Below are 12,716 nucleotides of genomic sequence, written 5' to 3'. Positions count from 1 at the left end.
CGCCACGAACCAGCCGCCGTCGTACGGTTCGGCCAGCGGCAGCGCGGCCAGGCCGGGGGCGAGCGCCAGCGTCAGCGTCCACAGCCCGTGGACGACGGCCCCGGCGGCCACCAGCGCGCCGCACACCGTGCCCGCCGCGCCGAGGACCCGCCCGGGGCGCAGGACCGACCTGCGCATGCCCCAGGCCAGCAGCCCGGCGAGCGCGGCCAGGGTGATCCCGGCGAGCGGCAGGGCCCACACCACGGGGTAGCGCACGAGGACCCGGGCGAAGAGGTCGAAGTAGACCCCGTTGTCGCCCCGCATCCGGTCCGGGCCGGCACCGTCCAGGGAGCGCACCATGGCGAGCATGGTGTCGCCGTGGTGCTGCATGCTGTCCCGGTCGAGCCGTGCCACGGTGTCGGACCGCGCGTGGTAGTCGTGGAAGCCGTCGATGAACGCCGAGTTGAGGCCGGCCACGCCCTCCCGGCGGAAGACGGTGAAGTCGCTGTCGTTCGGCAGCCGCCGGTACACCTCGTACGCCAGCGAGTTGGCGACCGGACGCGGGTTGGCCCCGGCGAACGCGTCGACGAGCGGCAGGTTCCCCTCACCGGTCTCGAACATCATCAGGGGGCCGCCGCTGCCCCGCGCCTCCCAGTTGAGCACCGCCCCGAACGCGTCGAGGCCGTGCTCCCGGACGAACAGTTCGGCACCCAGCGCGCCGAGTTCCTCCCCGTCGCTGAACAGCACGACGACGTCGTGCCGGACCCCGCCGGACGCCTTCAGGGCGCGCAGCGTCTCCAGCAGGGACGCGACCGCGGCCCCGTTGTCCGCCGCGCCCGGCCCGGTGGGCACGGAGTCGTAGTGCGCGACGAGCAGCAGCGCCCCGCCGGGGGCGGCCGGCCCGTCCCGGCCGGGCAGCCGGGCGACGACGTTGTGCACGGTCGCCGACGCGAACGGGCTGCCCATCTCCGGCTGGACGGCCTCCCCCGACTGGACGGTGACCTCTGCCCCCAGCTCCCGCGCCGTCCGCACGAGGTACTCCCGCACCCGGGTGTGCTCGGTGCTGCCGACGGGGTGCGGGGCGCGGGCGATGCCGGTGAGGTACCCGGCGGCACGGGCCGCCGAGAACTCACCCGCCGGCGCGTCCGTGCCCCGGGCGGCCGGCGGTGCCTGCGCCAGCACGCCCAGGACCGCCGTCAGCAGGACCACCGCCAGGCCGGTCAGCGGCGCCAGCACCGCCGTCCGCCGGGCGGCTGCCGCGCCGGGCGCCGGACCGGGCGCGGTGTCCGGCGTGTTCGCGGGGGCAGAGGTGGCGGTCATGGCGTGCCGACCGCCTGCGGCTCGGGCTCCTCGGGAGCGACGAAGTCGACCTCGGCGGCCGACTGGAGGCGGATCTCGTACGGCCGGCGGTTGATGTAGACGCCGTAGCCGTCGAGGATCCGGTGGTGGTGGTCGACGATCGCCTGGACGGGCAGGTGGTCGGACGGCGTCGAGTGGCCGTCGGACACCAGGGTCACGTCGTAGCCGAGCGTCACCGCCTTGCGGCAGGTGGAGTCGATGCACAGCTCGGTGGTCAGGCCCGCCACGACGAGGTGCCGCACGCCGCGCGCCCGCAGCAGTTCGTCCAGCTCGGTCTCGTGGAAGGCGTCGCACTCCGCCTTCCGCACCCTGAGGTCGTCGTCCTGCGCGCCGAGCCGCGGGTCGATCCGCCACTCCTCGGAGCCGACCTCGCCGAGGTCGTCGTCCTGCACGTGGACGACGGGGATGCCGAGTGCGCGGGCGCGCTCGGCGAGCGGGCGCAGCCGGCCCAGCAGGGAATCCGCCTCGGGTACCGCTTCCTCTCCGGCCAGCAGGCCGACTTGGAGATCTACCAGGACAAGGGCCGTCGTCATCCGACTGCTCTTTCTTTTGGGGGGTTGGGGGGCGCGGGCGGGCCGGTGCCGGCCCGCCCGCGCTTCGGCGCCGGGCGCCGAACGTGCGCAGCGAACCACACCGGCCCGTCGAGCGTGAACGCCTGACGCGACCCGCCGGTCCCGTCGAACGGCGCCGAATTCCGGCAGAAAGCGCGGAATCAGTTGAACATCGCCTGCATGGTTTCGTGCGTCGCCGACTTCTGCTGGTCCTTCTCGCTGCCCCAGCAGGTGTTGAGAATGATCCGCGTCCGGTCGGCGTTCAGCGGAATGGTGCGGTGCAGGGTGGTGTCCGAACGCAGGAAGTACATTTCCCCGGTCGCGTGCGGATAGGTGCTGATCTGGTGCTTGGCGAGGTATTCGTGGACCCGCGGGTCGTCCTTGTTCCAGTCCGTGTGCGGAATGGCCTGCAGCTGGCCGCCGAACTCCGGGCCCGGGGCCTCGATGATCCAGATGACGGTGAAGCTGAAGTCGCCCCAGTGCCAGCCGTGGGTGTCGCCCTGCTTGTGCTGGCGGATGAGGACGTACTTCTCCTCGTCCCACGGGCAGGGCAGGACCGGCTCGGCCGCGATGCGGGACAGGGTGCCCATCATCGCCTCGGAGTTGTAGATGGTCCGCACGAGCTCGCTGTCCTGCTCGATGGCCTTCTGGCTCACCGTGCTCATGAAGCGCGGCGAGTTGCCGGTCTCCTTGAGGTGGATGTCGATGCGCTGCTGGTGCAGGTCGAGCAGGCGGTGGCACTCCTTCGTGACGGTCGCGAAGAGGTCGCGCGAGACGAAGTCCGGGAGTTTGACGTAGCCGTTGCGGCGGAAGTTCTGCGAGAGCTCGCGCAGTGTGGCGTCGTCGAAACGGTCCGCGAAATGGCTCGCCAGTTCCTTCTCGATACCCTCCGGGGCGATCTCGTCGAATGACATGGGGTTCTCCCTACTCTGTGACGCCGAAGCCCGTTCACGGAAGTCGTCGGGCGAGTCGGGAAGGAACGTAGGCGGATTCCGAGAAGCCGAACAAGGCGGGAGGCAGGGAATGCGGCGCCGTTTGCCGGTGGCGCCGCCGTTCTGCCGCACCGGTGCCGGAACTGCCGGGAAACTGCCGCCCGACCGCCGGTTCGGCTGCCTGGCCCGCACGGCGCGGGCACGAAAGCCTTGGCGGGTTTCCTGCCCCCCGTCCGCAGGACCGCCCCCGAGGGAGGACCCGATGTGATGACCCGATCCCCCGAGCCGCAGGTCGCCTCGGCCCGACGTCAGCTCGAAGCGCTGCTGGAGGATCTGGGCCGGCGCGGCACCACGCCTCCCGACCCGTCGGTCCGTGCCCAGCTCAGCTGTCTGCGCACCCTTCTGAGCCTGATGGAGGCCGACGCGCACCTCGGCACGCCGGGGCAGCGCCTCTCCCTGCTGCGCAGGGCCCGCGCCCACGCCCGTACCACCACGGTCCTCACCGCGCACCTGCTCAACGAGGCCACCCATCCCCGCTGAATGTCCGCACGCACGACGACGGGACGGCCGGTGCGATCGCCTCGCACCGGCCGTCCCGTGGTGTTCCCGGATGCCCCGGGAGGGGCCTCAGAGGAAGGAGTTGATCTGGATCGTCTCGTCGCGGCCCGGTCCCACGCCGATCGCGGAGACCGGGGCGCCGGACATCTCCTCCAGCGCCTTCACGTAGCCCTGCGCGTTTTTCGGCAGGTCGGAGAAGGACTTCGCGCCGGTGATGTCCTCGGACCAGCCCGGCAGCATCTCGTAGACCGGCTTCGCGTGGTGGAAGTCGGTCTGCGAGTAGGGCAGTTCCTCGACGCGCCGGCCGTCGATCTCGTACGCCACGCACACCGGGATCTGCTCCCAGCCGGTGAGGACGTCCAGCTTGGTCAGGAAGAAGTCGGTGAGGCCGTTGACGCGGGTGGCGTAGCGGGCGATCACCGCGTCGAACCAGCCGCAGCGCCGGTCGCGGCCGGTGGTGACACCGCGCTCGCCGCCGATGCGCCGCAGGGCCTCGCCGTCCTCGTCGAACAGCTCCGTCGGGAACGGTCCGGCGCCGACGCGGGTCGTGTACGCCTTGAGGATGCCGATGACCCGGCTGATCTTCGTCGGGCCCACGCCCGCGCCCGTGCAGGCGCCGCCCGCGGTCGGGTTCGAGGAGGTGACGAAGGGGTACGTGCCGTGGTCGATGTCGAGCAGCGTGCCCTGGCCGCCCTCGAAGAGGACCACCTTGTCCTGCTCCAGCGCCTCGTTGAGCACCAGGACCGTGTCGGCGACGTAGGGCGCCAGCTTGTCGGCGTAGCCCAGCAGCTCCTCGACCACCTGGCCGACGGCGATGGCGCGCCGGTTGTAGAGCTTGGTGAGCATCTGGTTCTTGACGTCGAGGGCCGCCTCGACCTTCTGCGTCAGGATCGACTCGTCGTACAGGTCCTGGACACGGATGCCGACCCGGTTGATCTTGTCGGCGTAGGTGGGGCCGATGCCCCGGCCGGTGGTCCCGATCTTGCGCTTGCCGAGGAAGCGCTCGGTGACCTTGTCGACCGTCACGTTGTACGGCGTGATGATGTGGGCGTTGCCGCTGATCAGCAGCTTCGACGTGTCGACGCCGCGGTCGTTCAGCCCGCTCAGCTCGGAGAGCAGGACCGAGGGGTCGACGACGACGCCGTTGCCGATCACCGGCGTGCAGCCGGGGGAGAGGATTCCGGAAGGCAGCAGGTGCAGGGCGTACTTCTGGTCGCCCACCACCACCGTGTGGCCGGCGTTGTTGCCGCCCTGGTAGCGCACCACGTAGTCGACGGAACCACCGAGCAGGTCCGTCGCCTTTCCCTTGCCTTCGTCACCCCACTGAGCACCGAGCAGCACAAGTGCGGGCACGCGCGTACACCCCTTCCGGGCGGGGCATGTCCAGGGTCAGGGGCGTACGCGGAGGATCTCCGCCGCGTGCACCGCGACCATCGTTGGCCGCCGACCGTCGGACCGGGTGCCCCGGAATAGACGAAGCCCCTGGCGCAATAGCGCAAAGGGGCTCTTGCACAAAGATGCTACCCGAGGAAGCGAGGCATGGCCGAGGTGGCGACTTCCGCGACGTCCGATCAGCTCCTGGTGGTCATCGATCCGGTCGCGCGGCGAGCGGACGGCGAGTCCGTCCGTATCGCTAAGGACGTGCTCAGCGGGGGTGCGGCGGGCACCAAGGTGTGCCTGCCGGACGGCCCGGAGGAGTTCGACCGGGCGCTCGCCCGGCGCGGCGCCCGGCGCCCGGTGGTGGTCGGCGACGACCGGGCGCTGATCCGGGCGGTGAGCCTGCTGCACCGCCGGCGGGAGCTGGCCGGATGTGTCCTGTCCCTGGTGCCGGTGGGCGGCGCGCTGTCCCTGGCCCGCTCGCTGGGCGTGCCGGCGGGGGCGGTGGGCGCGGCGCGGGCCGTCCTGGAGGGCGCGGAACGGCGCATGGACCTGCTGGTCGACGACAGCGACGGCGTGGTCCTCGGCAGCCTGCGCATCCCGCCGGTCGGCGCGACGGTGCGGGAGGCGGCCGACACCGACCGCCCCTGGCTGCGGACCTGCCACTCCCTGGTGCGGACCCTGGTGCCCGCCCGCCCCTCCCGGACCGTCTCCGCACCGGAGCGGCACGCCCGGCTGCGCGTGGAGGTGGACGGGCACACCCTCGTGGACCTGCACCAGCCGGTGGAGGCCGTGTCGGTCGTCCCCGCCGCCGCGGGCACGGCCCGCGTGGAGGTACGGCCCCTGTCGGTGGGCGCGGAAGCCTCCCCCCTGCTCGCCGAGGGCCGCACGGTGACCGTCTCGGGCGCCCACTTCCGCTACCGCGCGGACTCGCTCGTCTCGGGCCCGGTCCGGACCCGCACGTGGGAGGTGCGGGAGGGTGCGTGGGGGCTGACGGTGCCGACGGCGCAGGGGACCGGCCGCTTCAGGGGGCCGTGAACCCCGTGGTGTCCAGTACACAGCCGAACGGGGCGGGGATGCCCAGTTTCTCGCCGAAGGGCTTGGTGTCCCGCGACTCGTAGCCCTTGGCCGAGGGCATCGAGAAGACCGTGGCCTGCTCCTCCTGCATGTCCAGGAGGAGATAGACGGGAACGCCGGCCCTCCCGTAGGCCACGACCTTGTCGGTCAGGTCATCGTCCCGGGTGGAGGTCGAGGTCAGCTCGGCGACGAACGAGAGTGCTTCGCCGTCCAGGTGATTGCTGGCGCTCCGGCTGGCGCCCCGGTGTGCCACGTGGATGTCCGGCCCGTAGGCGCGTTCCACCCCGGGGAACACGAAGAGGAACGGTCCGTAGCTGATCCGGTGCTCTGCGGGGAGGTGCCCCCGGAGCTGATCGCACACCAGCTCCATGACGTCGAGGTAGTAACCCTTCGACCACGGCGACACGACGATGTTCCCCCTGATGATCTCGGCCTTGTAGCCGTCGGGCACGTCCAGCTCGTCGAGGGCCCTGAGCAGGCCCTTGAAGCTGTCGGACTCGGAACCGCGTGTCGTCGGTCGCTCTGCCATGACTGTCATGATGCGCCCTCCCCGTGATGCGGACCAGCCACGACGCAGCGTATCCGATCGGTTACACGCCACACCTCCAGCTCGTCCGTCACCGCACCTCGACGGCCAGCCCCTCCAGCCCCCTGATCACGAAGTTCGGCTTCCGCAGCGGCTCCGCCGCGAGGCGGAGGCCGGGGGCCTTCTCCAGCAGGGCCGTCATCGACGCGGCCAGCTCGATGCGGGCCAGCGGGGCGCCGATGCAGTAGTGGATGCCGGCGCTGAAGGAGATGTGGGGGTTGTCGGCGCGGGTCAGGTCCAGGCGGTCCGGGTCGGTGAAGACGGCCGGGTCGTGGTTGGCGGAGCCGAACAGCATGGCGATCTCGGCGCCCCGGGGGATGACCTGCCCGTCGATCTCGATCTCGTCCAGCACCCAGCGTTCGAACAGCTGGAGCGGGGTGTCGTAGCGCATCAGCTCCTCGACGGCCCTCGGCACCAGGGAGTGGTCCGCGCGCAGGGCGGCGAGCTGGCCGGGGTTGCGGAACAGCGCCCACCAGCCGTTGACCGTGGAGTTCACGGTGGCCTCGTGGCCCGCGTTCAGCAGCAGGACGCAGGTGGAGATCATCTCCTGCTCGGTGAGGCGGTCGTCCTCGTCGTGGGCCGCGATCAGGCCGGAGACCAGGTCGTCGCCGGGGTTCTTGCGGCGCTCGGCGATGAGATCCCGCAGGTAGGCGGAGAACTCCACCGACGCGCGCACCGCCTTGTCGGCCGCCTCCCCGGACGGGTTCAGCTCGTACATCCCGCAGATGTCCGCCGACCAGGGACGCAGCGGCGCCCGGTCGGCCTCGGGGATGCCGAGCATCTCCGCGATCACCGCGACCGGCAGCGGCTCGGCCACGTCCCGCAGCAGGTCCCCGCCGCCCGCGTCGACCAGCGCGGTCACCAGGTCGCCGGCGAGACCCTCCACGTACGGCTTCAGGCGCTCCACCGTGCGCGGGGTGAACGCCTTCGACACCAGCCGCCGGATGCGGGTGTGGTCCGGCGGCTCCAGGTCGAGCATGCCGTGGTCGTTGAGCGTGTGGAACGGCTCCTGCTCGGGCGGGGGCGGGGTCCGGCCGAACTCCTCGTGGGTGAAGCGGTGCAGGTGGGTCCGGCCCAGGCGGCGGTCGCGCAGCAGCGCCGACACGTCCGCGTGGTGCGGGACGAGCCACTGGTTCGTCGGCTCGAACCAGTGCACCCGGCCGCGTTCCCGCAGCTCGGCGTAGGCGGGGTACGGGTCGGCGACGAAGGCCGGGTCCCACGGATCGAACGCGAGGTCGGGCTGAGCCATCATGCCGGGACCTTAGAACGCCCACCTGCCGTGTGCCAGTGCCCGACGGGGAACGCGGGTCAGCCCGGGGTGACCAGCCGGGCCTCGTAGGCGAAGACGGCCGCCTGGGTGCGGTCCCTGAGGCCCAGCTTCACCAGGATGCGGCTGACGTGGGTCTTGATCGTCGACTCGGCCACCACCAGCCGTCCGGCGATCTCCGCGTTGGACAGGCCCTGCGCGATCAGCACCAGCACCTCCGTCTCCCGGTCGGTGAGGTCGCCGTACGCGGCGTGCGCGGCCGGCATCAGGCGGGGGCCCTCGGACAGCTTGGAGAACTCGGTGATCAGCCGCCGGGTGACGGTCGGGGCGAGCAGCGCCTCCCCGGCGGCGACCACCCGGACCCCGTCGGCGAGCTGACGGGCCGAGGCGTCCTTCAGGAGGAAGCCCGAGGCTCCCGCGCGCAGCGCCTGGTAGACGTACTCGTCCAGGTCGAAGGTGGTGAGCACCAGCACCTTCGCGGTGCCGTCGGCGGCGACGATCTCCCGGGTCGCCTCGATGCCGTTGAGCTCGGGCATGCGGATGTCCATCAGGACGACGTCGGGGCCGAGCTCCCGCACCCGCTCCACCGCCTGCCGCCCGTTGACGGCCTCGCCGACGACCTCGATGTCGGGCATCGCGTTGAGCAGGACCGAGAAGCCCTCGCGCACCATCATCTGGTCGTCCGCGATCAGGACGCGGATCGTCATGCCGTTTCCTCGCTCGTCTCGTGGACCGCGGTGACCGGCAGGAAGACCGCCACCTCGTAGCCGCCGTCGTCGGTCGGTCCGGCCGTCATCTCGCCGTTCAGCATGGAGACCCGCTCCCGCATGCCGGTGATGCCGTGTCCGGCGCCGGGCGAGGGCTTGATCAGATGGGGGGAGGGCGCGGGGCCGTTGACGACGCGCACGCCGAGCCCGCCGAGCACGTAGCCGATCTCCACGCGGGCGCTCGCGCCGGGCGCGTGCCGCAGGCTGTTGCTCAGCGCCTCCTGCACGATCCGGTACGCCGACAGCTCCACGCCCTGCGGCAGCTCCCGCACCGCGCCGGTCACGGCCTTCTCCACGTCCAGGCCGGTGTCGCGGACGTTGGCGAGCAGGGCGTCCAGGTCGGCGAGGGTGGGCTGCGGGGCGTCCGGGGCCTCGTAGTCCTCGGCGCGCACCACACCGAGGACGCGGCGCAGCTCGGTGAGGGCGGCCACCGCGTTCTCCCGGATGGTGGCGAAGGCGCGCTCCAGCTCCGGCGGCGGGTTCTCCACCCGGTACGGCGCGGCCTCGGCCTGGATGGCGACCACCGACATGTGGTGGGCGACCACGTCGTGCAGCTCGCGGGCGATGGTGGTGCGCTCCTCCAGCAGCGTGCGCCGGGACCGCTCCTGCGCGGTGACGGTCTGCTGCGCGGTCACTTCCTGCTGGGCGGTGTGGCGCACGTGCCACAGGGACACCACGAGCAGGGCGAAGGCGGACGTCACCATCATGGGGCCGCTGTTCGTGTAGTAGTACGGGCCGCCGAAGACCACGTCCGACAGGAGCGCGTACAGGGCGGTCAGCGCCCACATCCAGGCGGCCGTCCGCGGCCGGGTGCGCAGTGCCACGACGACCAGCACGGCCAGGTGGCTGAGGAAGGCGCCCGGCATCCACGGCCAGTCGCCCGCGCCGCTGCCGCTGAGGACGGCGACCACCGGGGTCACGCCCAGCGACAGCCAGAACGCGCCCACCGGCCGTACCAGCGTGGCGAGCACCGGGAGCGCGCACAGCATGCCGGTCAGCAGGGCCAGGGCGTCGCCGCCGGGGATGCCGCCCGACACCGCCCCGACGAAGAGGGCGAACAGCGCGATGCCGCCCACCACGGCGTGCGGCAGGTGGCGCGCGGCCGACCGCAGCCGCCCGGGCAGCCGGCGCACGAACGGGCCGTCGGTGCGCCGGGGCGGCAGCGGGCGGTAGGCGAAGGGGTCGTGGAACAGGTCCTGGCGCAGGCCCTGGAGGACGTTCTGGGCCAGCCGGTACTCCGGGCTGCGGGAATCCGCCCCGTCCCCGGCGCGGCGCGGGCCGCCCGGGGGCTGCGTGTGGGTCGTCTCGGTCACGCTCACACGGTAGGCCGACCGGGTGACCGCGGTCGTCCCCGTGGAGACGGGTTCCGCGAGGTCCGTCTCAGGTACTACCCGCGGGGCACGGAGGCCGCCGGCACCGCGCCCCGCCGGCCCCGGCACCGCTCAGGAACCCGGCACCGCTCAGTACCCGGTGGGGCGGACCAGTCCCGACTCGTAGGCGAAGACCGCCGCCTGGGTGCGGTCCCGCAGGCCGAGCTTCACCAGGATCCGGCCGACGTGCGTCTTCACGGTCTGCTCGGCCACCACGAGCCGGACGGCTATCTCCGCGTTGGACAGGCCCTGCGCGATCAGCACCAGCACCTCCGTCTCCCGGTCGGTCAGCTCCGCGACCCGCTGTGCGGGCGGGGTCCGGGGCCGGGGAGCCAGCCGGGAGAACTCCGCGATCAGCCGCCGGGTGATGCCCGGCGCGAGCAGGGCGTCCCCGGCCGCGACGATCCGGACCGCCTCGGCGAGCTGCTCGGCGGAGGCGTCCTTCAGCAGGAAGCCGGACGCCCCGGCGCGCAGCGCCTCGTACACGTACTCGTCGAGGTCGAAGGTGGTCAGGACGAGGACCCTGATCTGCGGGGTCGCCGCGGTGATGCGGGCGGTCGCCTCGATGCCGCCGAGTTCGGGCATGCGGATGTCCATGAGGACGACGTCCGGGGCGAGGCCGGCGGTCTGCCGGACCGCGTCCAGCCCGTCGACCGCCTGCCCCACCACCTCGATGTCGGGCTGCGTGTTGAGCAGCACGGTGAAGCCCTGCCGGACCATCTGCTGGTCGTCGGCGACGAGTACACGGATCATGCGGTGCCGTTCCGGAGAGGGAGGGCCGAGGCGTGCGGCGCGGGCGCGGGGAGGTAGGCGTCGACCCGGTAGCCGCCTCCCGACCAGGGGCCGGCCGTCAGCCCGCCGCCCAGCATGACGGCCCGCTCCCGCATGCCGAGCAGTCCGTGCCCGGCCCCGGCCGAGGGCGGCGCCTCCCGGGACGGGCTGGTGTTGACGACCTCCACCCGCAGCCCGTCCGGGTCGTAGGCCAGGGCGACGCGTGCGGTCGCTCCGGGCGCGTGCCGCAGGACGTTGCTCAGCGCCTCCTGCACGATCCGGTACGCCGACAGCTCCACGCCGGGCGGCAGCGGGCGCCGCCCGCCGCTCACCTCGGTGGTGACGGCGAGTCCGGCGGCGCGGGTGTTCTCCACCAGCGCCTCCAGCCGGTCCAGGGTGGGCTGCGGGGCGTGCCGGGAGGTCTCCGGGCCGTCGTCGGGGACGGGGTGCTCGGAGCGCAGCACGTCGAGGACGCGGCGCAGTTCGGTGAGGGCGTCGACCGCGTTCTGCCGGATGCCGGCGAGGTTCTCCTTCAGCTCGCCGGGCGGGTCCTCGACGAGGTGCGGGGCGACCTGCGCCTGGATGGAGATCACCGACATGTGGTGGGCCACCACGTCGTGCAGTTCCCGCGCGATGCGGCTGCGCTCCTCCAGGAGGGTGCGGCGGGCGCGTTCCTCGGCGGTGAGCGTGGTCTGTTCCACGAGTTCGGCGCGGGCCTCGCGGCGGCCGCGCAGCGCGATGCCGAGCACGACGGCGACGGCGGACAGCAGCACGGCGGCCTCACCGGTGGGCGAGTGGTACCACGCCTCCCACACGCCCTGGAGGGCGAAGGTGAGCAGTGCGGTCAGGGCCAGCGCCGCGGCGGAGGCGCGGGTGGGCACTCGCAGGGCGAGCAGCAGCAGCACGAGCAGGTGGGCGGCGATGCCCCACGGGTTCCAGGGCCAGGGGAAGCCGGAGATCTGGTACCCCATCAGCAGGGGGCGCAGCAGGACGGCTCCGGTGAGCGTCGCGGCGAGCGACAGCCACAGCGCCGGCACCGGGCGGTGCAGCGCGAGGGCGACCGCCCCGCACTGTCCGGCCGCGATCAGCAGGGAAGTGCCCATGCCCAGCTTTCCCTGCCCGTGGAGCTGGTCGGCGTCGCCGACGAGGAGGGCGACCGCCGCCAGGCACACCAGTCCGTGCGGCACCCAGCGCAGCCACACCGACGGGGGCATCGGGTCGGCCCGCAGCGTCAGCAGGTCGTGCCGCAGCATCAGCAGCAACCGCAGTCCGCGTCGTCCCCCCGTGTCCGTCACGTGCTTCAGCCTAGACATGGCGCACTCCTCTCGAGGTCGGCCGGCGGGCCGTCCGGTGCCGGAGGAGTACGGCCGTCGCGGAGAGGCCGACGAGCGCGGCGGGCAGGCCCCTCCCCCGCGCGCGGCGCTCCCCTTCCCGCCCCCGCCCCGCCCCGGCGCCGTCGCCCGGGCCACGCTCCCCCCGCCGCCTCGTCCCTCCGCCTCCCGTGCGGCGCCCGGCCATCGGGCCCGCTGGGCAAGGAAGTTACGCAGTCACGGGGGCGTCCCGCGTCCCGCCGCGGGACTCACCTGCGGGGTAGCTCCCAGGTATGAGAGGTATGAGGGGTACGACGGGCGGCCGGCCCGACGTCGCGGCAGCGGTCCGGAAGCCGGCCCCTCACCAGGCCAGTTGGGCGATCTCCTCCGCAACCACCGCGCAGGCGTCGGCCGTCGGGTCGATCAGGGGGAAGTGGCCGACGTCCTCCAGCAGGGTCAGGCCCACCACCTCGCCCGCCTTGGCCGCGGCGTCGGCGTAGGACTCGGCGACCGCCTGCGGCACGTCGACGTCGGTGCGGCCCTGGACGACGGTGGTGGCGATGCCGGTGGGCAGCAGCACCGCCGGGTCGGCGTACCGCAGGCGCTCCGCGAACCGCTCGTCGCCGCCGAGGAGTTGGCGCACGGCGCCCCCGCACACGGCCAGCTTGTCGGCGACCTCGAGATCGGCGACGGGGGCGAGGGCGACGACCCCGCGCAGCGGGGCGGGGCGATCGGTGCGCCACGGCGCGTCGGCGGGCAGCAGGTGCCGGGCGGCGGCCCACAGGGCGAGGTGGCCGCCCGCCGAGTGGCCG

At 72.9% G+C, this 12,716-nt stretch carries 12 protein-coding genes and 1 pseudogene; 2 read left to right on the top strand and 11 right to left on the bottom strand.

Features of this window, described 5'->3' with window-relative positions:
* The 3 genes from G3I53_RS24570 to G3I53_RS24560 form a co-directional block, all read right to left on the bottom strand.
* A partial coding sequence (locus G3I53_RS24570) for a M20/M25/M40 family metallo-hydrolase (protein WP_164438772.1) occupies positions 1–1,299 on the bottom strand: 1,299 nt, incomplete at its 3' end.
* Positions 1,296–1,871: an isochorismatase family protein gene (locus tag G3I53_RS24565; protein ID WP_164338694.1), complete on the bottom strand. Its 576-nt coding sequence runs from the start codon at positions 1,869–1,871 to the stop codon at positions 1,296–1,298. The genes G3I53_RS24565 and G3I53_RS24570, both read right to left, overlap by 4 nt.
* 179 nt (positions 1,872–2,050) lie before the next feature.
* The gene (locus G3I53_RS24560) at positions 2,051–2,803 is read right to left on the bottom strand and encodes an ArpA protein (RefSeq protein WP_164338695.1); all 753 of its coding nucleotides are present in this window, start codon (positions 2,801–2,803) and stop codon (positions 2,051–2,053) included.
* 285 nt (positions 2,804–3,088) lie between these two features.
* Here G3I53_RS24560 and G3I53_RS24555 point away from each other — a divergent pair, with 285 nt between their 5' ends.
* The gene (locus tag G3I53_RS24555; protein WP_164338696.1) at positions 3,089–3,361 is read left to right on the top strand and encodes a hypothetical protein; all 273 of its coding nucleotides are present in this window, start codon (positions 3,089–3,091) and stop codon (positions 3,359–3,361) included.
* Between the two features lie 87 nt (positions 3,362–3,448).
* Here G3I53_RS24555 and G3I53_RS24550 read toward each other — a convergent pair whose 3' ends face one another.
* Entirely contained in the window at positions 3,449–4,732 is a 1,284-nt protein-coding gene (locus tag G3I53_RS24550; protein WP_164338697.1) for an adenylosuccinate synthase, read from the bottom strand.
* A 186-nt stretch (positions 4,733–4,918) separates the two neighbouring features.
* On the opposite strand from G3I53_RS24550, the gene G3I53_RS24545 reads away from it, so the two are divergent.
* Complete coding sequence (locus G3I53_RS24545) at positions 4,919–5,794, top strand: diacylglycerol kinase (protein ID WP_164438771.1); 876 nt, start codon at positions 4,919–4,921, stop codon at positions 5,792–5,794.
* On the opposite strand, the gene G3I53_RS24540 is transcribed toward G3I53_RS24545, so the two are convergent.
* From G3I53_RS24540 to G3I53_RS24510, 7 genes and pseudogenes are all read right to left on the bottom strand, one after another.
* Positions 5,781–6,371: a Uma2 family endonuclease gene (locus G3I53_RS24540; RefSeq protein WP_164337720.1), complete on the bottom strand. Its 591-nt coding sequence runs from the start codon at positions 6,369–6,371 to the stop codon at positions 5,781–5,783. The genes G3I53_RS24545 and G3I53_RS24540 overlap by 14 nt on opposite strands.
* A gap of 79 nt (positions 6,372–6,450) precedes the next feature.
* A complete protein-coding gene (locus G3I53_RS24535; RefSeq protein ID WP_164337719.1) occupies positions 6,451–7,671 on the bottom strand; it encodes a cytochrome P450 in 1,221 nt (406 codons plus the stop codon).
* 56 nt (positions 7,672–7,727) lie between these two features.
* A complete protein-coding gene (locus tag G3I53_RS24530; protein WP_164337718.1) occupies positions 7,728–8,393 on the bottom strand; it encodes a response regulator transcription factor in 666 nt (221 codons plus the stop codon).
* Positions 8,390–9,766 (bottom strand): histidine kinase, encoded by a 1,377-nt coding sequence (locus tag G3I53_RS24525; RefSeq protein WP_343239663.1) that lies wholly within the window; start codon positions 9,764–9,766, stop codon positions 8,390–8,392. Before G3I53_RS24525 ends, G3I53_RS24530 begins: the two co-directional genes overlap by 4 nt.
* A gap of 147 nt (positions 9,767–9,913) precedes the next feature.
* A complete protein-coding gene (locus tag G3I53_RS24520; RefSeq protein ID WP_164338016.1) occupies positions 9,914–10,576 on the bottom strand; it encodes a response regulator transcription factor in 663 nt (220 codons plus the stop codon).
* A complete protein-coding gene (locus G3I53_RS24515; RefSeq protein WP_164333272.1) occupies positions 10,573–11,907 on the bottom strand; it encodes a sensor histidine kinase in 1,335 nt (444 codons plus the stop codon). The genes G3I53_RS24520 and G3I53_RS24515 overlap by 4 nt, the downstream gene beginning before the upstream one ends.
* Positions 11,908–12,265: 358 nt before the next feature.
* A pseudogene (locus tag G3I53_RS24510) lies at positions 12,266–12,716 on the bottom strand (S9 family peptidase); the annotation flags it as partial.

The sequence above is a fragment of the Streptomyces sp. SID14436 genome (assembly GCF_010548465.1).
GTDB lineage: Bacteria > Actinomycetota > Actinomycetes > Streptomycetales > Streptomycetaceae > Streptomyces.
This window is presented reverse-complemented; position numbering and strand designations above follow the sequence as displayed.